Consider the following 23,379-nt stretch of genomic DNA (forward strand, 5'->3'; position numbering starts at 1 on the left):
AAAAACACAGTTGTCCGTCCGGGAGGCCCGCACCATGATCATCACCACCACAGATTCGGTCGCAGGACGAGAAATCCACGAGTATCTCGGTGTGGTCACCGGTACCGGCTACGCCTACACGCTGCGCAGCAGTGAGGACAAGAAGGCCGCTGCCGCCCTGAAAGCCCGGGGCCAGGCGCTCGACATGCCCCGGGAGGAGGCCGCCGGGCTGCGCGCCGATGCGATCATCGGTCTCCGGGGGTCTCCCACCCCTACACCGGTGCCATCGGGAACTTCGCGATCATGCTCACCGGGACCGCCGTCCGGCTCGTCTGAGCCTGTCGGCGTCTGCGCTGCTCCACCGGTGCCCTTACACTCGGCCGTGAAGCGCACAACCAACGAGGAGCACACACCATGATCGTTTCCACCACCCCGACCGTCGACGGCCGAGAGATCAGCGAGTACATCCGCGTCGTCGCGGGCGAGACCATCGTCGGCATCAACGCCCTGAAGGACTTCGCCGCCGGATTCCGGAACATCGTCGGCGGCCGTAGCCAGGGGTACGAGCAGGAGGCGGCCACCGCCCGGGAACAGGCCCTCGGTGAGATGGTGCAGCGCGCCACGGCACTCGGCGCGGACGGCGTCGTCGGCGTCAGCATCGAGTACGCCGTCCTCGGGCAGGGCAACATGCTGCTCGTCGCCGCCACCGGCACCGCCGTCCGCTTCCGCTGACCGGAGCCGCACGGTCTCCCGCCCCGGCGGTGTCGGGGCACCACTGGACCGCCCGTACACTGGACCGCATGGAAGCAGTCGACGTCGCGATCCGGGACGACACAATCAAACTCGGGCAGTTCATCAAGCTCGCCAACCTCGTGGACACCGGCGGTGCCGCCAAGGAGGCGATCGCCGCCGGTGAGGTCACGGTCAACGGCGAGGCCGACACCCGCCGTGGGCGCACCCTGCGCGTCGGCGACGTCGTCACCGTCGGTGGGGCGTCGGCGCGTGTCGCCGCCTCCGGCAGCGACGATGACGACGATTTCTTCGACGAGGCCACCGCGAACGATGACTTCGACCCCGAAAAGTGGAGGAACATGTAATGCCTGCGTTCATGGCACAGGACGGTATGCCGTTCTGGATCGACCTCACGACCTCCGAGATGCGGAAAACCGCGCACTTCTACTCCGAGATCCTCGGCTGGGACGTCGAGGAGGCCGCCCCCGGTTACCGGCTCGCCCGGGCCCAGGGGCTGCCCGTCGCCGGCTTCATCGAGCAGCCGGAGGACGCCACGCAGCCTGACACGTGGATCACGTACTTCCTCACCGGCGACATCGACGCCACCGTCGCCCGCACCCGGGAACTCGGCGGCACCGTCCTCACCGAACCGTTCGACGTCCACCTCGGCCAGGTCGCGATTCTCGTCGACTCCGCGGGTGCCATGTTCGGTGCGATCGAGCCCTCCGGCGAGGAACGCTTCGTGTCCGGAGGTGAACCCGGTACCGCCGTCTGGCATGAACTCACCGCAACTGGTGACTACGATCGCGCCGTCGACTTCTACACCGAACTGTTCGGCTGGACCGTCCGTCGGCTCGACGAGGACGGCGCCCGCTACACCCTCATCGACGTCGACGGTTCCCCGTTCGCCGGCATCTGGGACGCGGAGGGCAGGTTCCCGCCGCAGATCCCCGGCTTCTGGCAGACGTACCTCGGCGTCAGGGACATCGCCGCGACGGCGGAGAAGGTGACCGAACTCGGCGGGGAGATCATCCGCGGACCCTTCGAGGCCGAGTTCGGCACCATGCTGATCATCGCCGATTCCACGGGCGCGACGCTCACCCTTTGCGAGGCCGACGAGCCCGCGGAGGAGGGCAATGAGGCGGACCCGCTGGAGGGCATCGACCTCAGCCAGTTCGGCGGCTGACCGACACTCCCGTTGACCCGGGTGGCCCCTCGGGCTACCCGGGTTTCCGCTGTCCGGAGGTCCCCTCGCCGCGTGCTGACACGTACCGGGCAGGCGTGTTTCCGCAGCACGTCGTTCGTGGCCCGGGATGTCGGCACGCGTTGACGGCGCCCCTTCGGCCGACCGCGGAGAAGCGGTCGGGTCAGAATACAGGGCGTCCGGGAACCGGGGTCCTCCGCGGCACCTGGTGTCCCGACACATGGGGACGGGCGGTGGCCCGTGCCGTGGATGTGTTTGCCGGGGCCATCCCGGAGCCCGCCCACCGGAAATCGGCCGGCTCCGCTCTATCCCCGCAGGAAGTCCGCGGCGTCCTTCGCCATCTTCCGCGCGACGGTGGGCGTGACGATGGTGTGTTGTGCCGTATAGGTCAGTACCTCGGCGACGTGTTCCGCCCACCGGAAGTGCGGCACGGTGGTGTCCTGCTCACCGACCTGGATCAGGGTGCGCGGCCAGGTTGCGGGATCGGGGATCTCGGCGTCGCCGCGTACGACGTCGGGCAGTCCGCCGAGGTGCAGGCTGGGGCGGGTGAGCAGCAGCTTGTCGACGTCGCCCGCCACGAGCGCGGCCAGCGCCGCACCGGAGGATTCGCCCCAGGCGGCGACATGGCGTGCACCCTGCTGACGGGCGTGGGCGATGGCGGCGCGCGTCACCGCACGCATCGCGGTGACCGGGTGCTCGGGTGCGAGGGGATAGTCGACGTCGATGATGGTCGTGCCGGACAGCTCCGCCACGGCGGCGACGCCGGGGCGCCAGGCGTTGTCGAGACAGCTTCCGGTGCCACGCCACCACCCGCCGCCGTGGAGGCTGACCGCCCAGTCACCCGTGGGTTCGGAGGGGGTGAACACCACACCGAGCCCGGGGAGATCGTCGGCGGTGACCCCGCCGAGGTAGTCGACGCCGGGCATACGGTGGCCGGCGGCGGTGCCGAGCATGAGCATGGCGGCGTGGGTGAGCCGGTCGGGCAGGCGCGCGGCCCAGTCGTCGCAGGTGTCCCGGTCGCCGGTGCCGCCGGCCCAGGGTGGGGTGAGGTCGGGTGCGGGGTGGTGCTGGTTGAGGTACCAGGCCAGTTGTTCGAGCTGTCCCTCCTCGTCGAGGCCGCCTTCGGTGCCGCCGACGACGAAGTCACGTCCGGTGGCGTCGTCGTGGATGACCTGGGGTTCGTCGGGTGTCTCGCTCATGGTGACCATGCTACCGGCGGGTAGTGTCGGGCCATGGACATGATCGCGTTCCGTTCGCTCGACACTCCGTTCGGCCCGTTGACGGTGGTTGCCGGGGAGGCCGGTGTGCGCCGGGTGCTGTTCCGGGGTGCGCTTGTCGACGATCCGTCCGGTTCCGGTGCGGCCGCGCGACACGCCGCACAGGCGGTCGGGGAGATCGGGGAGTATCTGGCCGGTGACCGTCAGGTGTTCGGGGTGTCACTGGATGTTCCGGAGCCGGTGACGTTCACGCAGCGGGCGCAGGCGGCGTTGCGGGGGATCCCGTTCGGGGAGACGGTGAGTTACGCCCGGCTGGCCGAGCTCGCCGGTAGCCCGGAGGCTTTCCGTGCGGCGGGGTCGGCGTGCGCCTCGAATCCGCTGCCTGTGCTGGTGCCCTGTCACCGGGTGCTGGCGTCGGGTGGCGGGATCGGTGGGTTCGCCGGCGGCGTGGATTTCAAGCGCGGGTTGTTGGCCGTCGAGGGGATCCGGGTCTGAGACCGCAAACCGTCACCGCCGTCCGCGGTTCCGCGCGGTCCGGGCTCCGAGAGCGGTGCCGCTGAGCCACGCGAGCAGTGAAAGCCCGACTGCTGGCAGTAGGACGGCCGGGCCCCGGAGGATGATCGCGGCGATGAGTGTCGCGGGCACGGCTCCGGCGAGTGCGGTGATCAGCCCCAGCGCGCCGAAGTACCGGGCGTGGAGGAAGGGGGAGGTACCGCCCGCACCGGGCATCCCGGTGCTTCGGCGTGCCTCGGCGGCGGTGAGCAGGAGTACGAGAAGCGTGGCCCCGTAGGCCGCGGCCAGCGCGATGAGCACCGCCGCGGTCGCCGTGAGGGTGTTCGGGGCGAGCTCGCCGGTGGCGCGGAGGGGCACTCCGTCGCTCTGTTGCGTGCCGGTACGGACCCTGATGGTGTCGAGGACACGTATCGGGTTCTCCGTGTGCACGATCGCGCCGCGGTAGAGCGGGTCGATGCCCAGTTCCGCCGCGGTGGCCGGTGTCATGAACCAGCCTGCGGCGCCCGGCACCGGTACCGCGGTCGCGGAGCGGCTGACGATCGTGGGTTCTCCGGCGCCGACTGGGGAGCCGTCACGTTCACCGGGGTTCGGTGTGTCGCCGTAGCCCTCCCGGTGGGCGAATCGGGCCGTGCCGTCCGTGACGAGAGCGGGATCCGTCACGACGACGTCACCGGCGTCGAGTGCGGTCTGGATCGCGTCCCGCTGGGCGTCGGTGAGGGTGGTCAGTGCGGTGATCGTCGCTCCGTCACTGATGACGATGCCGTTGTGGTGGTGCGGGAGAGCGGTATCCCAGCCCTGTCCCGTTGCGCCGGTCCGGGTGCGGTCACCGGATTCCGTGGCGGGCACGCCGTGCCAGGTGCCGTGGAGTTTCGAGTCCGCTGTCGCGTAGATGTCGCTGATGGAGCGGACCCCGGCGGCGCCGATGTGACCGGTGATGTACGCGTGCGCGGAGTCGGGGGAGGGGTGGACCCGGCCGTACTGTTCGAAGGCCACGACATCGTGCGGTAGCGCTCCGGTGCCACCGTCGTCGATTGGCGGCATTCCGGCGATGAGCGCTGCCGCGAGCAGCGTCATTCCCGCGACGACCCCTGTCGCCGCGGTATCGCGGTCGGGGTGGCGCAGTGCCTCGCGGGCGGCGAGCCGGGCCGGGCGGGACACGTGTCCGGCGAGCCGGGCGGCCCCCCGCAACAGGAGCGGGGAGGACAGGACGAGTCCCGTGCCTGCGAGGAGGACGGTCAGGGTGGTGGTGTCCGCGACCGCGTTCACCGGGCCGGTGATGAGCGCGGCGAGGAGAATTACCGGGCCGATGGCCGTGGGCCAGTGGAAGCGGTGTGCCCGGGCCGGCGGATTGTCCGTCGGGGCATCCGGCTCCGGCCGCTCGAGGTGTCGTGCCGTCCGGAGCGCGGCCGCTGCGCCGACGCAGGTTCCGACGACGGAGGTGAGTATCGCGAGGTTCCGGGGCCAGATCATCGCGGCTCCGGGTCGGAGAACGGCGAGCAGTGCCCACTGCGCGGGGGCGGAGATCACGACTCCGGTTACTGCGCCCAGTGAGCCGACGATGAGGCCCTTGATCAGCGGGACGCGGCGCGGGTGCTCCGGGGCCGTGGGGCCGACCGCGAGGAGCGGGGCGATGACCGATACGACCATCAGGAGTGCGGTGAGGAGCGCTATCCACACCTCCACGGATTCGGCACCGGCGTCGGTCAGGGTCGCGGTGAGATCGTCGACCACGTGGCGCCCGGATTCCGGAGTCTCCACGGGTGTCCCGATGATCACGTGCTGTGCCTCGAGTTCCGCGGCGTGGTTCGCGAGGATCCGGTCGGCTGTGGTCTCCGGGAGGTAGTGGGACACCGGCCACGATTCCCCGTCCCCGCTCCCGTGGAAGCCGGGATCGGTGAAGGCCCGCTCCCCGGGGAGATCCGCCAGCGGTACCGCAGCCCCGCGGGTGGAGTACCCGGCCAGTGTGAGTTCCGTGTCGCGGATTCCACCACCGACCACGGGGATGCCGACGGTGGCGACGTCGCCCGGTTCGAGACCTAGGCCTGCGGCGGTGGCGGAGTCGAGGAGGAAGGTGCCGGGGCGTGGCGCGTGCGGAGGTGTTTCGGGCACCGCGGTGGCGGACACACTGTCGGTGGTTCCGGTACCGGTGGTCACGCGAATCGGGACCGACACCGTGGTCACGACGGCATCGGCGTCCGGCCCCATCGCGGCGGCCAGGCGGTCGCGGTACGGGGTGCCGCGGAGATGTCCGTGATCCGGGTCGAGGCAGGGATCGAATGTCGAATTGAGTTGGAAGGGCAGGCACGTCCGGTCGCTGATCCACACCTGCCGGTACCCCGACATCGGTTCGTTCCCGGGATCGCGGGTTCCGCTGACGGAGACACCGGCGATGATCATCACGCCCAGGGCGGGGAGGGCTAGGAGCAGGAGAGCGGTGAAGGTGCGCCACCGGTGATCGGAGAGCTCACGCAGGGCTGTCCGGGCGTTGGCGCGCCACGTGATCATCGCGTGTGTACCCCACAGTGCCCGGCCGGTGTCCGGTCATCGGAACCGGAGGCCCCGGCGAGACCGGAGGGGCGGGCGTCGTGGAACCACGTCCGCCGGAGCACGGCGATACCCGTCCGACTATCGCTCATATCGCCCATGCTACCGCCACCGCGCCTCCGGCCCCGGTCACTCCCGACGGTCGCTCAGCGGACGCCGGTGCCCGGCGATCCAACCTCCGATGGCCAGCCCGGTCGCCCAGGCGAGGAGCGGAACACCGACGAGGGTGATCAGCAGGGGAATCGACCACGGGCCGACGCCGATCTCGTCGAATACGTACCTCGGGAACCACTCCATGTCCGTGCTCGCCATCTCCACCAGGAGGGGGATGAAGGCGAAGAGGGTTCCCGCCAGCGTCCCGCCGAGCCCGATGATCAGGCCTTGCGCGCCCACGTATCGGGCCAGGATCCGCGGTGATCCTCCGATCGCCGTGAGGATGTCGGTGTCCCTGCGGGATTCCGCTGCGGCGAGCAGCATGAGGAGCACGACGATGCCGTAGCTGATGAGGCCGGCGAACAGCGACGGAATCATCCAGGTCAACAGCTCGTAGAGTGGTCGGTTCGCCGTTTCAGCCCGGAAGGGTGGCTTCTCTCTCGTTACCTTCGCGTCGAGCCGGAAGGAGTCGACGGTGCTGACCGGTTCGAGGGTGGTCACCAGCGTGCCCGCGTAGGTGGTCTCCATGCCGATCTTCGCGGCGGTCGCCGGGGTGAGGAGCGAGACCCCGGGCCCGTCGAGGGGGACGACCGTCGCCGGGTGGGTGCGAACCTCGTAGTTCCCCGGATCGTACTGTTCGGCGGTGTCGCCGTGGTTCCGGAAGGTGAGGAATCCGCTCTCGTCGACGAGCCGGTCGCGCAGCTCTTCGGGGTGGGCCTCGAGTCGGCCCGCGTACTTCTTTTCCCGATGTTCGGCGGATGCGCCGTTCGACCGGACCGTCCTGCCGAATGCCGCCACACCGTCGACGGTGAGATCCGGGTCGGTGACCACGATCTCGCCCTCGTCCAGTGCCGTGCGGATCGCCGTGCGCTGTTCGTCCGTGAGGCCCTCCAGCGCGGTGACGGCGGAACCGTCGTTGATGAGGATGTTGGTGTGGACGCCGGGGAGCCCGTGGGCCGCCCACCCCCGGAAAAGTGGGAGGTCGAAGTAGTACTCGTCGTCGGCGGTCGTGGTTCCGGCCGCGGCGAGGCCCTCCCAGTCGGTGGCGCCCCAATCGTCGGACCGGGGGGCGAAGAGGTCGCTCTGTGCGCCGTGGGGCTTGTCGAGGATGTCGGAGATGCCCTCGTGAGCCGCATCCGGGTTGAAGTCCACGTCTTCCGTGGGCAGGAAGAGAACGGAGGCGTCCGGGAGCCTGTTCTCCTCGTCGTGTGTCGTCGCCGGGAACCACAGGATGCTGAGGAACGTGGTCGAGACGAACGTGATACCGGCGATCGCGCCGACCGCCGGGGCCGTTCGCGTCATGGAGCGCAGCGCGTCGCGGGACGCGAGCCGGCCGGGGAGCCGGAATCTGCCGGCGAGTGCGGCCGTCCCCCACAGCAGGATGGGTGCGGTGAGCACGAGCCCCAGCCCGAGCAGCGGTTGGGTGAGGATGTGGATGAACGGGGATTCTTCGATCGCCCTCAATATGAGGGCGATGAGCATGATCACCGGGCCGATGACCATGGGCAGGGAGAATCGCCGGATCCTGACGCTGCGACCACCGCGGAGTGCGACGACCGGGTCCTGCCGTCCGGTCTTCAGCGCGGGGAGCAGCGCCGCCCCGACACCGACGAGCAGGGAGGTGGCGACGATCAGGAGTGCGAGGTCCCAGGGCCAGTGGACGTCGGCCCCGGGGTTGATGGCCCCGACCAGGACCCGCTCGACGGGGATGGAGAGCACGCTGCCGAGAACCGCGCCGACGGCACCGATCATGAGCCCCTGGATGAGCAGTACGCGGCGCAGGTGCACCGGGGCGGCTCCGGTGGCCGACAGCAGACCCATGAGCCGGGTCTGGCGTCGGGCCGCGACCGCGAAGATGGGGGTGACGACGGCGATGATGACCAGCAGTGCGAATGTCAGCACGACCCAGTTCACGATCGCGTCGCGGTCCATCAGTGCCCGGAATACATCGGGCGCGACATACGGATCCGTGTCGTCGTGCCCCCCGGTGAAGGTGAGGTAGATGCCGCTCGTCCGGAACGACTGGGCGTCCGGACCGACGAAGGACTGCACGGAATCCAGGGGAACGAGGTAGCCGACGCTCCACGGGGTGCCGTCGGTGGCACCCGTGAAATCGGGGGTGCCGATGCTCTCGGAACCCGGGACGTCGGCGAGGGAGAGGAAGGTGCTGCCGGGGGTGGGGCCGACGTAGGTGAGTTCACGGGTGTGCGCGTCTCCGGCGGCGTCCAGAACCGTGACCGTCGCCGGGTCGCCGGGCTCCAGGCCGAGAGCTTCGGCTGTGGAGCCCGGCATCATGAAGGATCCCGGTTCCGGTGCCCCGTCGAGGGTACCGGGGAGCGCGGTTGCGGTGCTCCGGGAACTCGTTCCCCGGGGCGTGGTTATCCGGACCTCGGTGTCCAGTACGGCTATCAGGGAACCGGGATGGATCCCCAGGTTCTCGGTGAGTCGTTCGTGGTCGGTCTTCGCGACGGTGGCGGCATCGGGCCCCTCGCAGAGATCGTCCCCGTCAGCGGTGCAGGGTGTGTGATCGAGCCACGCGGTGGCGTAGGCGCGGGTGGGGTCGGTTCCGTCGGTGGTGCGTTCGCTGAGCACGGCTCCCGCGAACACGAGGACCGCCATGACGGGCAGGGCGAACAGGAGGACGGCGGCGAGGGAACGCCACCGGTGGCGGGTCAGGTCGCGCCGGGCGATCCGGGCGGAGGTGAGCCAGGCGTTCATCGGGCATCACTCCCGGTGCGGGGCTGGACGAGCTGTCCGTCGCGGAGCCAGATGGTGCGGTCGGCGTAGGCGGCGAAGCGGGGTTCGTGGGTGACCAGCAGGCCGGCTGCGCCGGCGTCGATACGAGAGCGCAGGAGCGCCATCACCGATTCCGCCGTGGTGGTGTCGAGCGCGCCGGTGGGTTCGTCGGCGAGCAGCAGGGAACGCTCACCGACGAGAGCCCGGGCGATGGCGACGCGTTGCGCCTGGCCGCCGGAGACTTCGGCGGGGAAACGGTCGGCGAGTTCGGCCTGGCCGATGTCCTCCAGCGCGGCGAGTGCCGCGGAGCGTGCCTCGTGGCGGGGTACGTTGTCGAGTTCGAGGGGTAGGGCGACGTTCTCCGCGACGGTGAGCGTGGGGACCAGGTTGTAGTACTGGAAGACGAAGCCGACGTCACGGCGGCGGATCGCGGCGCGCTCCGTGGGGGAGAGACCTGCGGTGTCCCGCCCGTTGATGATGACGCGGCCGTGGTCCGGGGCGTCCAGGGTTCCGGCGACGTTGAGGAGGGTCGACTTCCCGGAGCCCGACGGTCCCATGACGGCGACCAGTTCGCCGGGAGCAACGGAGAGGCTGACGTTCTCGAGGGCGGCGATGGTGTCGGGGCCGTCGGAGTGCAGTCGGGTGACGTTCTCCAGCGTGAGGATGGGGGAGGGGGTCATGATCGGGGGCCTTCCGGGTCAGCGAGGGTTTCAATGTGGTCGAGCCAGCGTGCTTCGGCCTCGAGGTCGAAGATGCGGCGTTCGAGCAGGAGACGTTGCGCGGTGCGGGCCGGGGGGATCGAGGCCTTGGTGAGGGTGATCTCGCGGAGCTCCCGCATCGTGGCCTCGCGTTGCCGCTGGATGAGCTCCCGACTGTTCACCCCCCGGATGACGGTCGCGACGGCGATCTTGATGACCAGGTCGTCGCGGTCGTTGCGGGGTCGGAGGGTCGGCTCGTTCCACCACTGCTCCAGGGCCGCGCGTCCGGCCTCGGTGGTGGTGTAGATGTCGGCGGGGCGGGTGGAGGTGGTGTCGGTTCCGGTTTTCTCGATGAGTCCGTCGCGGTCGAGTCGTTGGATCGTCTGGTAGACCTGCCCGATGTTCATCGGCCAGATCCCCTGTGTGCGGTCTTCGAAGCGCTGCCGGAGTTTCCCTGCGCCGCAGGGTTCGTCATCGAGGAGTCCGAGTAGCGCGAACTTTATTGACATCGTCGGATCCTTAGACAATCGGGCGGGGTGGTCATCAAGTAGGTTACCCGGTAACTTACTTGGTAATCAACATGGTGGCCCCGTCAGAGGGCGCCAGTGGCGATTTGTCCCTACCGCTGGTTCTTCGCGCGCACCGATTCAGCTACGGCCGCGATCAGCAGTCCGACGAGTGCGGCGCACCCGGTTCCGCCGGCGGCGCCGAGCAGAGCGAAGAATCCGAGTGGCCCCATGTGATCGAAGACGAATCCGCCTTCCGGCCAGATCACCGGGGCGAGGACCCTGGAGATGGGGTAGGCGGCGAGCCACCCGAGGACAATCCCTCCCATCGCGGAGAAGGGCATGAGAACCAGTACCAGGGCAATTTTGCGGCGGACGGTCAGTCCCCAGAGAATGGCGGCGATAAACGCCAGTGTGCTCTGGATGACCCACCTGTTGTAGGGGGCATCCAGGCCCTCCAGTCCGCCCGAGGGGGCGGGGGCCCCAGCTTCGCACCATGAGGCGAAGCCGGGGCCCCGTGCGTACTCGGGGGCGAAGTCGCAGCTGTCCTGCAGCTGGCGTGTGCCCTCGAGTCCCACCACTGACAGGGCCCCGAACCCACCGGGGATCGTCTGGGCCGTCCACCAGCCGGTGGGCGGTGTTCCGTCCAGTGCCGGGATGTCGGTGGCGGAGATAATCACCTGACGTGCGGCGTCCGGATCACCGGCCTCCTCGGCCCGCTCATCCACCGCCGGGCGGAAGGTTCCGATCAACCGGAGGCGGACCCCGGCCTCGGTGCCGGTATCCGCGGTGACGCGGAGATCAACCTCGCTCCCCGTGGAGAGCCCCAGCTTCCGGGCGGTCAGGTCGTCGAGGAGGAACTCGCCCGGACCGGGGCCATCCGGGATCCGGTCCCCGAGCAGATACGCCAGGGTCCGTTGTGCTTCTCCTCCGGTACCCAGGGTGGCGCTCGCCTCGATCACGGGAACGGGGTCCGCATCCGGGCCGACGACGTCGGCGAGGCGTTCCGTGATGGGTGGGCACGGCGGCGTGCCACCCGGGCATCCCTCCGGCGCGTCACGGACGGCGGAGTAGCCGTACAACGGGGACGCGGGGACGTCCCGGGCGGCGCTGGACAGGAGGGAACGGCTCGTCACCGCCTGTGCGGTGATGGACCCGTAGAGGAGGAGAATGAAGATCACCAGAACGATGTTCGGCCAGTTCCGCTGGCGTGTCTCCGTCGGTGCCGCGGGCTGTCCGTAGGGGGGCGGATAGTGTGTCATCCGGGTCTCATCCTCTCGGGGCCGGTGTCACCAGATGGTGACGCGCCGGGTGGGTTCCAGGTACATCATGCCCTCGGGGTGCACGTCGAAGGCGCGGTAGAACTCGTCCACGTTGGCCGCGATGATGTTGCAGCGGAACTCGGCGGGCGAATGGGGATCGACGGCGAGGTACTGGGTGGCCAGCTCCGGCCTGATCGCCGTCCGCCAGACCCGCGCCCACGAGATGAACAGGCGCTGCAGTCCGGTGAACTCGCGGCCCTCCATGTCCGGGTCGCCGCCCTCGTGGTCGACGGTTTCGGTGGGGGCCGAGTCGAAGTCGAGGCCCTGATCCGCCAGGTGGCGGCGGTAGGCGACGACGGCGATGCCGAGGCCTCCGAGGTCACCGATGTTCTCACCGAGCGTGAACTCCCCGTTCACACCGGTGGACTCGGTGCCGGCCAGCACGCCGGGGACCCGCCCGTTGAACTGGTCGACCAGTCGTGCGGTCAGTTCCTCGAACGCGGCGCGGTCCTCGTCGGTCCACCAGGAATTCAGGTTGCCGTCACCGTCGTACTGGCTGCCCTGGTCGTCGAAACCGTGCCCGATCTCGTGCCCGATCACCGCTCCGATCGCGCCGAAGTTCGTCGCCGCGTCGGCATCGGGATCGAAGAAGGGCGGTCGGAGAATCGCCGCGGGGAAGGTGATGTCGTTGACGACGGGGTTGTAGAAGGCGTTGACCGTCTGCGGGGTGGTCACCCACTCCGTCCGGTCGGCGGGCTTCCCGATCTTGTTCAGCTCGTAGTCGTGGAGGAAGGCGCTGCCGCGGCGGACGTTCGCCACGAGATTGGCGCCCCCCGGCTCGAAGACCAGACCCTCATAGCTGCGCCAGTTGTCCGGGTAGCCGATCTTGGCGTTGAACTTGTCGAGCTTGACCAGGGCTTTCCTCCGGGTTTCCTCGGTCATCCAGACGAGGTTGGTGATCCGCTCACGGTAGGCCCCGATCAGGTGGTCGACGAGGGTGAGCATCCGCCTCTTGTACTCGGGCGGGAAGTGCTCTGCGACGAAGAGCCTGCCGATCTCCTCGCCGACGAAGCGCTCGGCCAGGCCGGTACCGCGCTTCCAGCGGTCGCGCTGTTCCGTGGCTCCCTGCAGGACGGTCCCGTAGAAGTTGAAGTTTGTCCTGCTGATCTCGTCCGTGAGCAGACCCGCGCGGGCGTTGAGGATGTGCCATGTGGCCCAGAGCTTCCAGTCCGCGAGATCCGCCTCGCGCAGCAGTTCGTCCAGGTGCCCGAGGTAGGACGGCATCATCACGATGAGGCGGTGTTCCGGAAGACCCGATGCCGTGCAGAGGGCGCGGACGAGCGGCGGAAGATCGGTGAACTCCGTCGGGTTGAACGTCTTCACCGCGTCCCGGGTGGCGACGACATCCCAGTGCCCGGCGGCGATGCGCTTCTCCAGTTCCACGATGCGCCCGGCTGCATCGGTCGCGGAGAGTCCACCCAGACGTTCCGAGGGGAGGAATTCGAGCATGGTGGCGACGTGCGCGCGGTAGGTGGCCAGGGTCTCCGCGTGGGAGGGATCGCGGTAGTAGGCCTCGTCGGGCAGCCCGAGGCCCGCCTGGACCAGGTAGGCGAGCGCCTCTTCACCGGCGGAATCCTTCTCCACCCAGAAGCCGGCGGGGGCACCGACCCCCTCCCGGTCGAGTCGCCCGAGGGCTGTGACGAGTTCCTCGACGGTATCCACGTCGAGCCGGTCCAGGTCTGTATCCAGGACCGCGACGCCCGCTTCCTCGATGGCGTCGGTGTCCATGAAGCAGTCGTAGAGGGTTCCGGCGCGGCCATCGTCGGCCTCGACGATGGCGCGGACATCCTCTTCAGCGCGATCGCGGAGTTTGTGGAAGTTGCCGTCGACACCACGGTCATCGGGAATGACGTGGGAGTCGAGCCAGGGGCCGTTGACATAGCGGTAGAGATCCTTCATGCCCCCAACTCTACGGGCTTCCCGGCACGGGACACTGAAATAGAGAAGACGTCAGTGCCGACGGATACGTGCCGGATCGGTACTCATGCCACCCGGGCGCGGGACCTGCTGGCGGTGGGTGTCCCCCTCCGGCGGGGATGGTGGCGGCCGCCACCATGACCGGCACGAAGGTGCGGGATGGACCGGATCCCACCGGTGTGGTGGATGCCGGTCGCCCGGACTCGTCCTGATCCCGGCCGGGGAGTCCGGACCGCTTGGTATCGTCGTCATGCATGGGGCCCTATCGTCTGAAACCGCAGTTCCGGACTGCGCATGTCCTGCAGTTGATCGGTGTACTGCTGCTCCTGGTGGCCGTACCGCTGCTGATCACGTCCCGGCTGCCGGCGACCTCGCGGTCCGCGGACGAGGTGATCCTCGGGGACTCCGTCGGCGGCGGCTGGCAGATCCCGCTGCGGTACGCGGACGGCGAACCCGTCATGTGCGAGTCGTCCCCGGACACGATGCTGGAAGGTGGCTGGGACTGCGGGGGAACCACCATAAAGTCCCTGGTGGTGGAGGGCGTTCCGGATCCGGAACTCGCTGCGCGCCGGATGCTGCGGGCGATGGGTGTGTCCCGGGGAATGGACCTCGAGGTCACGTGGGACGGTGACCTCCTCGAACTGCATCACCAGGAGCAGGCCGTGTCGCCCGAGGAACGGTTCGACGGTGACGAACGGGAAGACCAGCTCACGGGCCTGGCCCTGCCGGGGTCCGGGGACCACGAGGGGGAGCTGCTGGTCGTCGCTGTCCACGGTGAACGGGGCGACGATTTCACGGAACTCATCCGGCCGCAGGTCCGCAACAACGGTGAGCATGATGTCACCGAGCTGGACCTGCCGTCTCTACTGACTTCGGAGGTGCGGGCGTGAACAGGTTCCTGCGGGGTTCGTTGTGGGTCCTGGACGGCATCGGGCTGCTCGTCGGAGGAGGTCTGGCCCTGGTGGTGGCGCTGTTCGCCGGTTTGGCCACGGACGGTGAGCTGCCGTCGATGGGTGTCATGGGGCTCAGTGCGTTGCTTGCGGTGGTGGAACTCTCGGTTGTTCTGCTGGTGGTCCGGTCCAGTCCGCTGTGGCCCCGCGCCGGGGCAGGCTATGTGGTGGCGGCCCTGCTGTGGGGGGCCGCGGTGTCCCCGCTGCTCGCTTTCCCGCTGTCCGCGACATCCCTGGATCTTCCCGGGAGGCTCGGACTCGATCACTTCGAGGCGTCCTGGGGAGGTGCCTATCCGGAGGAGACGGTCAAGACCCTGGGGGTACTGATCATCCTGTTCAGTTTCCGTCGGCTCACGAGGCCGTGGCACGGCCTCGTGAGCGGCATTCTCGTCGGTCTCGGGTTCGAGGTCGTGGAGAACGTCGGCTACGCGGTGATCGGGGCCGTGTACGACCCGGTCAGTGACGTGAAGGGAATGCTGTGGATCTGGGGGGTACGGGTCGCGGCCGGCCCGTTGCTGCACGTGCTGTTCACCGGTATGGCCGGATGGGGGTTGGGTGTGGCCGTGTTCACCGCGCACCGCAGTCGCCTCTGGCGGCTGGGTACCGGCCTGTTGTGGGTGTCTGTGGCGTTCGCGGCACACTTCTGCTGGAACATCATGTACGACGACACGCGTGCGGCGATGGTCTCCATGGGGGCTGTCGCGCTCGTCATCTACCCCTTGTTCATCTGGCTGTTCATTCGTGGGTGGCGTGCCGCCCGGCGGGATGCCGGGTATGTGCTGCTCGATCGCCCGGTGATGTCGCTGCGCGAGCTGGAGCAGGGTGGTTTCGTCGTACGTGGGACGGTCGGTGCCGGTCCTGTGGACAGGGGTCGACCCCGGATGTGACAGCGTGACACGCCAATTGCGCATGTTGTTGATGTTAAAGATGTGACTCATGTGAATTTGCTGTAGATTTACGCCCATGTACTTCTCTCCGCACGATCGCGCTGCCGTGCGCGCGACGCACCACCGCGCCGTCACCATCCCCGTCACCGCACTCATGACCGCGCTCGCGTTGGTCGTCACTCTGCTGGGCGCCCCGAAAGCCGCCGCATTCAGCATCACCTCTCCCCAGGGGGTCGACGTCGCCAGCTGGCAGCATCCGGGAGGGGCCGCCATCAACTGGCGCGAGGTCTCCGCTTCCGGACACCGGTTCGCCTTCATCAAGGCCACGGAGGGGATCGGTTACATGAACCCGTACTTCGTCGCCGACTCCAAGCAGGCCCGCAACGCGGGCCTGCTGGTCGGCAGCTATCACATGGCCCGCCCCAGCTCCTCCGCCAGCGCACAAGCCGCCGAGTACGCCGCGGCGCTCGCGACGCAGCCCCAGCCCTCGCTGCCTCCGGTGCTCGACATCGAGTACGCGGAGAACCTCGGACCGGCCCAGCTCAGCGCCTGGGTCCGGGAGTTCCTCACCGACATCGAGCGCCTCACCGGTCGCAGGCCGATCATCTACACCTACCGGTACTTCTGGCAGGAGAACATGGCGAACACGAGTGAGTTCAGCGACTACCCGCTCTGGCTCGCCGCCTACGAGAACCGTCCCCCGGCCGACATCCCCGGTGGCTGGAACCACATGTCCTTCTGGCAGCGCGCCGACAACGGTGTCGTACCCGGGATGGTCACCGTCTCCGACGTGAACCTGTTCAACGGCAGTGAACAGCAGCTCACCGACTTCAGTGCCGGTATCGACGTCAACCTCGGGGACGTGCTGTCCACGGTGCTCGACCTCGACGCCATCGGCGGTCGGATCGCCGAGCTCGAGGCGCTGGGCAACAACAACCGGGAACTCGTCGGCGCCATCCTCGCTGTTGCGGCGGGTGCCCTGGCCGTCGGCGCTCTCGTCGCCGTCGCCCAGAGCCAGGGGATCGATCTCGGCCCCGCCACCGAGATCGTCGACCGCGTCCGGGAGCTGGCCGCCAGAGGTGACCTGCCCGTTCCCGACCTGCAGACGATGCTGCAGACCGGTGAGTACACCATCGGTGACCTCCTCATCCTGCTGAGGAACGCCCAGCACTTCGCCGAACAGAACAGCTGACCCGCCGTCTGCGGCACACCGGCGACGGCCGGCACCCGAGGTAGCTCCGGGCGCCGGCCGTCGCCGTTTCCCGTGCAGCTCCCGGGAAGAAGCACCCTCCACCCCGAATCCGGGAGAGGGGCGAGGACGCAGCCGGTCGGGCTTCCGGGCGGATGGTGCCATGCTCGACGGGAACCGGTGGCCGTGAGCCCCGGTACATTTCCCTGATCCCCGGAACCGGGTCGCCACATCGCGTGGGGCGCCGGCCACGAGCGGGGTCCCGGATCTGTTTCCCGGCGACCGGACGTCGGACAATTCCACCCGCCCCGGGCCCCGGATGGCGGAAGGCCCCCACCCGCGCGTGGTGAACGGCGGGTGGGGCCTTCCGCCGGTTGTACGGTCAGTCCTCGATCTTCATCTTGCCCGGGTTCCAGAAACCGGAACGCTGTACCGTGCGGTAGTCGATCACCGCATCGACGGGGGCCTCCCCGCGGGAATCGGTGCGCAGCTCGTAGGCCTCGAGGGAGCCCCAGTCGCGGTGCCAGTCATCCTTGAGGTAGCTGGGCAGCTCGGTGGCCTTGTTGATGGCTTCCGCGACACCCATGACGCCTCCGCCGTTGTAGTCCTGCCACGGGGAGAGCGTGACTTTGCCGGCGTGGTCCGGTGAGATCCGCCAGAGCGGTGTCTCGGCGACCCCCGCCCAGTGGTCGAACGGACGCTGGCAGGGGAACTGCAGCGAGACCGACCAGTCGAGCAGGGTGGGATCCTCGGAGCCGACGACCTCATTCAGTGACTTCAGCGTCGGCACCCTCGGTGGGGTGACCGCGAGCCACTGCTCCGGGTCGAGACTCGTGTCCGTGGCGACGATCCGGACGACGTTCGCGTCCGGTGGGAGTTGGTCGAGCGGAACGCGCAGGTTCCGCCAACCGGGTGCCGGACCGATGTCGAGGGGCTCGATCTCGTTGACGTCCGTGACCTCACCGTCGGCTCCACGGGTGCCGTACTCGATGACGAGTCGCTGCCCCTCCTGTCGGACGCCGTTGATGTCGTTGTGCTCGATCCGACCGGCCGCGGACACCACGAGGAGCGGCGCGTCCGGATGACGCTCCGGCAGTTCGTACCAGGACGTGGTGATCTCGGCGGGGAACTGGGGGCCTGCGGTGTAGGACCCGACGACCGGAACCTCACGGTAGTCGATCCCGAAGGGGAGCTGCGCGACGGAACCGTTGACGCCGACGTCGCCGCGGACACCGCCGCCTGAACCGGAGTCCTGGCCGCCCGTATCACCGGAGGCGGTGTCCTCGTCGGTCGCGCCGGCGATGGAGCCGGCTCCCGTGGTCGCGGTGTCCACGCCCGCGGAGTTGATCGACGGTGGGACGTTGTTCGCGTCGAATCCCCGGTTGTCCTCGCTCTCCAGGGACTCACCGAGCGGCGTTCCGTCGACAGGGTTGAGGAAGCTGTCGTTCGTGTCCGATTCGATGAGTGCGTCGTTGGCCAGTGCGCAGCTGTCACCCGCCAGGGAACGGACGTTTCCGAGCCCGATCGAGTAGGCGGGGTACTGGGAGACGAAGCCCTTGCCGAGGGACAGCGCCGAGAACACGACCACGAGAGCGGAGGCGACCGCGATCGGTGAGGCCGCCAGGCCGTCGAAGCGGCGCAGGCGACGCTGCTTCTCCACGGCGTATTCCTCGGCCCGGCCCTCAGTAGCGGCACGCGCCGTCGCGACGTCCGAGACGAAGGACTGGATCGCGCCGAGGGCGAGGACGGCGAGCGCGATGAACAGCATCACCGTGGACGCCTCTATGTGGCGGTACTGGATCGTCTTGTCGAACCACGGGACACCGTAGCTGGAGACGTACCACCAGCCGTTCGTCCCGGACAGCGCGAAGGCCAGGAGGAAGAGGATCGCACCGATGAACAGGGTGCGCGACCGGGCGCTCTTCAGCGCCATGTTCGACACCGCGATGGCCGCCAGCGCAGCCAACGCCGCTCCGATGCCGGCGTACACGCCGAAGTGGTGCGTCCACTTCGTCGGGGTGAACATCATGAAGAACATGGTTCCGAAGAACACGAGCATCAGTCGCATCGACGGCCCCTGAGCGGAACCGGGGACACGACCGTTGCGCAGCACGCTGGCCAGCACCAGGGCGAGACAGACGAAGAGCATGAGCACGGCGAAACGGCGGGCGAAGGACCCGTCGACGGTCTGCTGCATGAGGGTCTCGTAGCGGACCCACTCGTCGTACCAGTTCAGTGAGGGGCCCTTGGCCGAGCGCACCCGGATGGACTCGAGGACGGTGCCGAGGGTCTGGTCACCGAACACGGCGAGCAGGATCGCGGTCCCGGACGCCAGGAACGGCGCCATCATCGCCGCGGCCGCGCGGAGTGACGCACTCCTCGGTGCGCCCCGACCGGCTCCGAGCAGAGGCATCCGGCGCAGGCCGATGCGGATCATCCCCGAGAGGCCGGCCAGCAGTGCCGCGACGGCCATCAGACCTGTGGGGCCGGCGCCGAGGCACACCGTCGCGATGATCACGGCGACGGCTGCGGGCAGCAGCCGGGACGTCGCGATGGCCCGCTCGATGGACACCCAGGTCAGCAGGGCGCCGACGGCGATGACCGGCTCGGGGCGCAGCCCGTTGTTGTAGACCATCCAGAAGCCCAGGAAGGAGAATGCCGCGGTCCAGTGCGCGACGCGGCGGTTGTTGATCTTGGATCCCAGGCGGGGCAGCACCTCCCGGGTGATGATCATCCAGGTGAGCAGGCCCGCGATGAGCTCCGGCAGACGCATCCACACCGAGGCGGTGGAGACCTGCGCCATGAGCCCGAGCAGGTCGTAGTAGGGGGCGCCGAACGGGGATTCGGGGACACCGAACCACCGGTAGTAGTTGGCCATGTAGCCGGAGTGGTCCGACACCCGCGCCATGGTGAGCAGGTAGCCGTCATCCGACGTGTTGGCACCGAAGATGTACCACCAGGTGAGCACGCCGCCGACGATGCCGTCGAGCAGCCGTGGCCGGAACCAGCCGACCGGCAGGAAACGCCGGGTCCGTCGACCGTCGAGGATGTCCATGCGGTGCAGCGTCCACAGCGCGACCGCGAGCAGCACCAGGCCCGAGAACATCGTGATGTACTTGAGGACGCTCGGCGCGGAGGTGAAGCGGGAGTTGATCTCGATGTGGGCCGAGAGGCCCTCGTCGATGAGTTCGCGTGCGGTGGCCCCGTCCCCGCCGTCCAGCTCCGTGTAGATGCCGGTCAGCTGGGGGCGCTGGTCACCGCTGACGGTCCCGCTGTATTCCTCGCCGTCCGGGCCACGGGCACCGTTGATCCGGGCCGTGGTCTCCTCCTCGGTGGAGGAGACGTGCAGTACGGCGTCCCGGGGGAGCGCCTCGAGCTGCTCGGCGTCGAGTTCGAAGGGGACCTGGTTGCGGACGATGACGTCGAGACCCGTGGGTGTGAGCCGGACGAACAGTCCGCGCGTGGTCGCGTCCTCGCTGTCCGCGGGCAGGGTGCCGAGGACGGTCGACTGGCTGTCCCGCAGTTCCGTGAGCGCGGACACCGGGATGTCGATGTCGACGGACTGCGGGACATAGCTGAGCAGCGGGGCGTTGACGCTGTTCAGGGAATCGTTCTGTGGCCAGTCGAAGGAGGACTGGGTCTGGGAGACCGGCATGAACGGCGTGAGCACGAACATGAGGAAACCCAGGACACCACTGACGATGGCGAGGTTGAGCAACCGTCTCGACGCGGTGGGCGGGGTATTAACGGCTGTTGCTGACACAGCAGACGATTCTACGTCAGGGTTGTCCTCCGGCTTCATCGGCTGCGGGTCACCACCACGAAGGGACCGACCTGCTCGACATCCCAGGGGGAGCCGTCCCCGGTGAATGACTCGGGGTTGAACCAGACACCCCGGAACCGGACGTTCGGGTTGTTGGGGTAGATGTCCTCGGCGATGTCGTACTTCCAGCCCTCCTCCCTGTCCTCGGCGTCACCGCGCAGGATGAAGACGTCGGGTGCGGTGAAGGGGGACTGCTCGAGGGCGGCGGTGAACTCCCGGGGCTCGGCGAGTACGTTCCACGAGGCGGTGGCCCACTGTTCTATCTCCCGGTTGCGGAGGTCGAACTCACCGAGTGGGTTGGCGTAGTGGCTGGTGAAGGCCTGGAAGCCCCGGTAGGGGTGGTAGGACATGAAGTTGTGTTCGTCGGTGAGGACGACGGTATCGGCGGGGATGTGGCCCCTGCCGCGGATCAGTTCATCGATCTCCCCGTACCAGGCACCCGAGTCGGGGGGATAGAGGTCCGCGCGGACCCCGTCACCGTCGGTGTCCGTGTACGCGAGGTCGATTGCGTTGTGGTTGCGTTGCGGGATCGTCTGGGCGTAGGCGACACCCGCGATGAGCAGAAGTGTCACCATGACGAGCGTGACGTTGCGTCCCGTGCGCGCCGAGATCTGGTGGGGATAGAGGGCGTCCGGCCCGAGGAGCCGGATCTCCGCGATCGCGAAGACGCCGGCGGTGGCCAGTTGCAGGGTGACGACGGCGTCCATCCGGAACCCGAGCAGGGTGTTCCCGGCGAGGGTCGCGATCATCGACGCCACGATCCAGCCGTAGAACACGACCAGGGCGATGCCCATGGAGCGGACATCCCGGTCCACGGCCCGGACGACGAGGAAGACCATGCCCAGCAGGCAGAGCGCCCCGACCGCGGAGAAGGAGAGCATCGGCATCGGGACCTGGGTGCCGTTGTACGGCAGGTAGTGCATGGCCGTCGCGCCGGAGTGCGGCTCTCCGCTGACTATGGCGAGCAGGTAGGGTCCCCACACCACCGACGCGATCGCCATGGAGGCGACGCCGATCAGCACCATCCGCAGCAGCGGGAGCCAGGACCGGTCCACGACCGCGGCGAACACCCCGGCGACCGTCACCACGGACAGGGCGATGACCGCCGTGTAGAGGGTGTAGATCGATGCCGAGGCGCCGAGATAGATGATCATGCCGACCATGGCGAGCCGGCTGCCGTCGAGGGCACGCCGCACCAGGACGGTCGCTGCGGGTGCCCCGAGTGCGACGATCGCCGCGTACGGCTCCTCGGGGGAGATCACGAGAATGAGGCAGATGCTGGTCAGCCCGATGCCCGTGGCGACGGTGAGTGATCCACTGAGCCGTTGCCAGGTGGGCACAACCATCGATGCGGCGGCGGCCAGTGACACCAGGGCCCACGGCTGGAACGCCGCCCAGCCCTCCATTCCGAGCAGATTGGCGAAGCGGCCGCCGAACCAGAACCACGCCCCCGGGTAGTAGGAGGGCATGTCGATGTAGTTCATGTCGCTCAGGGCCGCGGAATCGGTCAACCGGGTGAGGAACTGGGTGCGGAACCCCTGGTCGACGGTGATGCCGTCGAGGTACAGGCGGGTCGCGGACAGCGGCAGCGCGAGCGCGGTGACCACGAGTGCCGAGGGCGACAGATAGCAGACCACGTAGGTCAGCCAGACCCGCCACCGGGGTCGCGTGGCGGACACCCGTTCGCTGTCGGGGAACTCGACCACGGGGGGTTCGGGTTCCTCCGGGTCACCCGGGACGGTGCCCGGGGCGATCGCCGCGCCCGGCCCCCGAGCGAGGGACCGGACCTCGTCGGTCTCCGATTCGCGGCGGCGGCGATCGTGGTGTTCGTCGCGCAGCCACAGGAAGACGAGGCTGACCACCAGCAGGAGGACCATGACGGTGCCTGCGGTGGACAGGGCCCTGGAGACCAGGGAACCACCGAACGCGGGGAGACTGGTCATCTTGAGGATGTACCAGCAGATCAGCGTCAGTGCGCCGCCGCCGATGCCGGCCGCGGCGATCGCGAGGACGGTGGCCCGACCTCCGAGGGCGTCCGAGGTGAAGTCCGCGCCTCCCGCCGGGGCCGTCGGGCCGAAGAAGACCCTTTTCCGGGTCGCCCGGGCGGGTGCGCCAGTGAAGCCGTCCGTCGCGTTAGTCATGTTTCCAAGTCTCCCACACCCGGACCGGACACGACGGTCGCGGACCCGGTGCGGGAGGCGGCGTCATCCGGTCAGAACGGGAGCTTGCGGAAGATCGCCCGCGGGATGTGGTTGAACACCATCATCACGTACCTGAACAGCGGGTGGACCCAGACGGTGTCCTTGCCGGCGTCGACCGCGGAGACGACCGCTTCAGCGACCTGGGTGCGGTCCACGGTGAGCGGGGCCTCCTCGACGTCCGCGCTCATCCGGGTCCGGACCTGGCCGGGACGGACGACGAGGACGTTCGCCCCGGAACCGCGCAGGGCCTCGCCGAGCTGGCTGTAGAAGCCGTCGAAACCGGCCTTGGTCGATCCGTAGACGAAGTTGGAGCGCCGCACCTTCATTCCGGCGACGGAGCTCAGTGCGACGATCGTGCCGTGGCCCTGCGCCTCGAAGCGCTGGCCGAGCAGCACGCCGACGGAGACGGCACCGGTGTAGTTGACCTGGGCGGCGTCGACGGCCTTGGCCTGGTTGCGCCACAGTTCCTCGTTGTCACCGAGGGTGCCGAAGGCGACGATCGCGATGTCGACGTCACCTTCGGAGAACGCTTCCTCGATCACGGCGGGATGGCTGTCGAAGTCGGTCGCGTCGAAGTCGATGACCCGGATCTCGCTGGCTCCGGCGCGCTCGAGCTGCGCCTTCGCCTCCTCGAGGTGCGGGGAGTTCTTCCGGGCGGCGAGGGTGACCGCCGCCGGCCCGGCGGCGAGAAACTCGGAGGCGATGGCGACGCCGATCTCCGAGGTGCCGCCGAGCAGCAGGATGTTCTGGGCCTTGCCCACAGCATTGAGCATGTCGTGTTCTACTTCCTGATCGTTGTCGTGTGGGG

19 protein-coding genes are annotated in these 23,379 nt (G+C 68.6%); 8 read left to right on the plus strand and 11 right to left on the minus strand.

The genetic code is table 11. The features are described from left to right. Nucleotides 1-34 precede the first annotated feature (34 nt). The 4 genes from JIM95_RS04815 to JIM95_RS04830 all read left to right on the plus strand — a co-directional run bounded on the left by JIM95_RS04815 (nt 35) and on the right by JIM95_RS04830 (nt 1,897). The gene (locus JIM95_RS04815; protein ID WP_198738844.1) at nt 35-397 is read left to right on the plus strand and encodes a YbjQ family protein; all 363 of its coding nucleotides are present in this window, start codon (nt 35-37) and stop codon (nt 395-397) included. Then, nucleotides 394-711, plus strand: a complete 318-nt coding sequence (locus JIM95_RS04820) for a YbjQ family protein (protein WP_198738845.1) — start codon at nt 394-396, stop codon at nt 709-711. The genes JIM95_RS04815 and JIM95_RS04820 overlap by 4 nt, the downstream gene beginning before the upstream one ends. A 68-nt stretch (nt 712-779) precedes the next feature. Further along, a complete protein-coding gene (locus tag JIM95_RS04825; RefSeq protein ID WP_198738846.1) occupies nt 780-1,076 on the plus strand; it encodes an RNA-binding S4 domain-containing protein in 297 nt (98 codons plus the stop codon). Beyond that, a complete protein-coding gene (locus JIM95_RS04830; protein WP_200258105.1) occupies nt 1,076-1,897 on the plus strand; it encodes a VOC family protein in 822 nt (273 codons plus the stop codon). Before JIM95_RS04825 ends, JIM95_RS04830 begins: the two co-directional genes overlap by 1 nt. A gap of 323 nt (nt 1,898-2,220) precedes the next feature. Here the strand turns inward: JIM95_RS04830 and JIM95_RS04835 are convergent, their stop codons facing one another. After that, nucleotides 2,221-3,114, minus strand: coding sequence for an alpha/beta hydrolase (locus tag JIM95_RS04835; protein WP_200258103.1), 894 nt, complete (start codon nt 3,112-3,114; stop codon nt 2,221-2,223). 33 nt (nt 3,115-3,147) lie between these two features. Between JIM95_RS04835 and JIM95_RS04840 the strand changes: the two genes are divergently transcribed. Continuing rightward, a complete protein-coding gene (locus tag JIM95_RS04840) occupies nt 3,148-3,627 on the plus strand; it encodes a methylated-DNA--[protein]-cysteine S-methyltransferase (protein ID WP_234034580.1) in 480 nt (159 codons plus the stop codon). A gap of 12 nt (nt 3,628-3,639) precedes the next feature. Here the strand turns inward: JIM95_RS04840 and JIM95_RS04845 are convergent, their stop codons facing one another. The 7 genes from JIM95_RS04845 to JIM95_RS04870 form a co-directional block, all read right to left on the minus strand. Beyond that, nucleotides 3,640-6,150 carry an ABC transporter permease family protein gene (locus JIM95_RS04845; protein WP_200258101.1) on the minus strand — a complete coding sequence of 837 codons (2,511 nt, stop codon included), beginning with the start codon at nt 6,148-6,150 and terminating at the stop codon, nt 3,640-3,642. Then, nucleotides 6,147-6,281: a hypothetical protein gene (locus JIM95_RS11350; protein ID WP_255567665.1), complete on the minus strand. Its 135-nt coding sequence runs from the start codon at nt 6,279-6,281 to the stop codon at nt 6,147-6,149. The genes JIM95_RS04845 and JIM95_RS11350 overlap by 4 nt, the downstream gene beginning before the upstream one ends. A gap of 37 nt (nt 6,282-6,318) precedes the next feature. Continuing rightward, nucleotides 6,319-9,060: an ABC transporter permease gene (locus JIM95_RS04850; RefSeq protein ID WP_200258098.1), complete on the minus strand. Its 2,742-nt coding sequence runs from the start codon at nt 9,058-9,060 to the stop codon at nt 6,319-6,321. Then, on the minus strand, nt 9,057-9,758 hold the full coding sequence (locus JIM95_RS04855; protein ID WP_200258096.1) for an ABC transporter ATP-binding protein: 702 nt from the start codon (nt 9,756-9,758) through the stop codon (nt 9,057-9,059). Before JIM95_RS04855 ends, JIM95_RS04850 begins: the two co-directional genes overlap by 4 nt. Further along, nucleotides 9,755-10,285, minus strand: coding sequence for a PadR family transcriptional regulator (locus JIM95_RS04860; RefSeq protein WP_198738852.1), 531 nt, complete (start codon nt 10,283-10,285; stop codon nt 9,755-9,757). The genes JIM95_RS04855 and JIM95_RS04860 overlap by 4 nt, the downstream gene beginning before the upstream one ends. Nucleotides 10,286-10,395: 110 nt before the next feature. Continuing rightward, complete coding sequence (locus JIM95_RS04865; protein WP_200258093.1) at nt 10,396-11,544, minus strand: hypothetical protein; 1,149 nt, start codon at nt 11,542-11,544, stop codon at nt 10,396-10,398. Between the two features lie 27 nt (nt 11,545-11,571). Further along, nucleotides 11,572-13,503 carry a M13 family metallopeptidase gene (locus tag JIM95_RS04870; protein ID WP_200258090.1) on the minus strand — a complete coding sequence of 644 codons (1,932 nt, stop codon included), beginning with the start codon at nt 13,501-13,503 and terminating at the stop codon, nt 11,572-11,574. A 272-nt stretch (nt 13,504-13,775) separates the two neighbouring features. On the opposite strand from JIM95_RS04870, the gene JIM95_RS04875 reads away from it, so the two are divergent. The 3 genes from JIM95_RS04875 to JIM95_RS04885 all read left to right on the plus strand — a co-directional run bounded on the left by JIM95_RS04875 (nt 13,776) and on the right by JIM95_RS04885 (nt 16,550). Beyond that, on the plus strand, nt 13,776-14,411 hold the full coding sequence (locus JIM95_RS04875; protein ID WP_200258087.1) for a hypothetical protein: 636 nt from the start codon (nt 13,776-13,778) through the stop codon (nt 14,409-14,411). After that, entirely contained in the window at nt 14,408-15,358 is a 951-nt protein-coding gene (locus JIM95_RS04880) for a PrsW family intramembrane metalloprotease (RefSeq protein ID WP_200258084.1), read from the plus strand. Before JIM95_RS04875 ends, JIM95_RS04880 begins: the two co-directional genes overlap by 4 nt. Before the next feature lie 76 nt (nt 15,359-15,434). Continuing rightward, the gene (locus JIM95_RS04885; protein WP_234034579.1) at nt 15,435-16,550 is read left to right on the plus strand and encodes a glycoside hydrolase family 25 protein; all 1,116 of its coding nucleotides are present in this window, start codon (nt 15,435-15,437) and stop codon (nt 16,548-16,550) included. Nucleotides 16,551-16,929: 379 nt separating this feature from the next. On the opposite strand, the gene JIM95_RS04890 is transcribed toward JIM95_RS04885, so the two are convergent. The 3 genes from JIM95_RS04890 to JIM95_RS04900 form a co-directional block, all read right to left on the minus strand. Beyond that, the gene (locus JIM95_RS04890) at nt 16,930-20,349 is read right to left on the minus strand and encodes an arabinosyltransferase domain-containing protein (RefSeq protein WP_200258081.1); all 3,420 of its coding nucleotides are present in this window, start codon (nt 20,347-20,349) and stop codon (nt 16,930-16,932) included. Further along, nucleotides 20,346-22,511: a galactan 5-O-arabinofuranosyltransferase gene (locus tag JIM95_RS04895; protein WP_200258076.1), complete on the minus strand. Its 2,166-nt coding sequence runs from the start codon at nt 22,509-22,511 to the stop codon at nt 20,346-20,348. Before JIM95_RS04895 ends, JIM95_RS04890 begins: the two co-directional genes overlap by 4 nt. 71 nt (nt 22,512-22,582) lie before the next feature. Next, nucleotides 22,583-23,344 (minus strand): decaprenylphospho-beta-D-erythro-pentofuranosid-2-ulose 2-reductase, encoded by a 762-nt coding sequence (locus JIM95_RS04900; protein ID WP_200258073.1) that lies wholly within the window; start codon nt 23,342-23,344, stop codon nt 22,583-22,585. Nucleotides 23,345-23,379 lie beyond the last annotated feature (35 nt).

The sequence above is a fragment of the Corynebacterium antarcticum genome (assembly GCF_016595285.2).
Taxonomy (GTDB): Bacteria; Actinomycetota; Actinomycetes; order Mycobacteriales; family Mycobacteriaceae; genus Corynebacterium; species Corynebacterium antarcticum.

Bases quoted from the DNA above. Each gene is read 5' to 3' on its own strand.
- JIM95_RS04815 (WP_198738844.1), top strand. From the start codon at position 35: ATGATCATCACCACCACAGATTCGGTCGCAGGACGAGAAATCCACGAG.
- JIM95_RS04820 (WP_198738845.1), top strand. From the start codon at position 394: ATGATCGTTTCCACCACCCCGACCGTCGACGGCCGAGAGATCAGCGAG.
- JIM95_RS04825 (WP_198738846.1), top strand. From the start codon at position 780: ATGGAAGCAGTCGACGTCGCGATCCGGGACGACACAATCAAACTCGGG.
- JIM95_RS04830 (WP_200258105.1), top strand. From the start codon at position 1,076: ATGCCTGCGTTCATGGCACAGGACGGTATGCCGTTCTGGATCGACCTC.
- JIM95_RS04835 (WP_200258103.1), bottom strand. From the start codon at position 3,114: ATGAGCGAGACACCCGACGAACCCCAGGTCATCCACGACGACGCCACC.
- JIM95_RS04840 (WP_234034580.1), top strand. From the start codon at position 3,148: ATGGACATGATCGCGTTCCGTTCGCTCGACACTCCGTTCGGCCCGTTG.
- JIM95_RS04845 (WP_200258101.1), bottom strand. From the start codon at position 6,150: ATGATCACGTGGCGCGCCAACGCCCGGACAGCCCTGCGTGAGCTCTCC.
- JIM95_RS11350 (WP_255567665.1), bottom strand. From the start codon at position 6,281: ATGAGCGATAGTCGGACGGGTATCGCCGTGCTCCGGCGGACGTGGTTC.
- JIM95_RS04850 (WP_200258098.1), bottom strand. From the start codon at position 9,060: ATGAACGCCTGGCTCACCTCCGCCCGGATCGCCCGGCGCGACCTGACC.
- JIM95_RS04855 (WP_200258096.1), bottom strand. From the start codon at position 9,758: ATGACCCCCTCCCCCATCCTCACGCTGGAGAACGTCACCCGACTGCAC.
- JIM95_RS04860 (WP_198738852.1), bottom strand. From the start codon at position 10,285: ATGTCAATAAAGTTCGCGCTACTCGGACTCCTCGATGACGAACCCTGC.
- JIM95_RS04865 (WP_200258093.1), bottom strand. From the start codon at position 11,544: ATGACACACTATCCGCCCCCCTACGGACAGCCCGCGGCACCGACGGAG.
- JIM95_RS04870 (WP_200258090.1), bottom strand. From the start codon at position 13,503: ATGAAGGATCTCTACCGCTATGTCAACGGCCCCTGGCTCGACTCCCAC.
- JIM95_RS04875 (WP_200258087.1), top strand. From the start codon at position 13,776: ATGGGGCCCTATCGTCTGAAACCGCAGTTCCGGACTGCGCATGTCCTG.
- JIM95_RS04885 (WP_234034579.1), top strand. From the start codon at position 15,435: ATGTACTTCTCTCCGCACGATCGCGCTGCCGTGCGCGCGACGCACCAC.
- JIM95_RS04890 (WP_200258081.1), bottom strand. From the start codon at position 20,349: ATGAAGCCGGAGGACAACCCTGACGTAGAATCGTCTGCTGTGTCAGCA.
- JIM95_RS04895 (WP_200258076.1), bottom strand. From the start codon at position 22,511: ATGACTAACGCGACGGACGGCTTCACTGGCGCACCCGCCCGGGCGACC.
- JIM95_RS04900 (WP_200258073.1), bottom strand. From the start codon at position 23,344: ATGCTCAATGCTGTGGGCAAGGCCCAGAACATCCTGCTGCTCGGCGGC.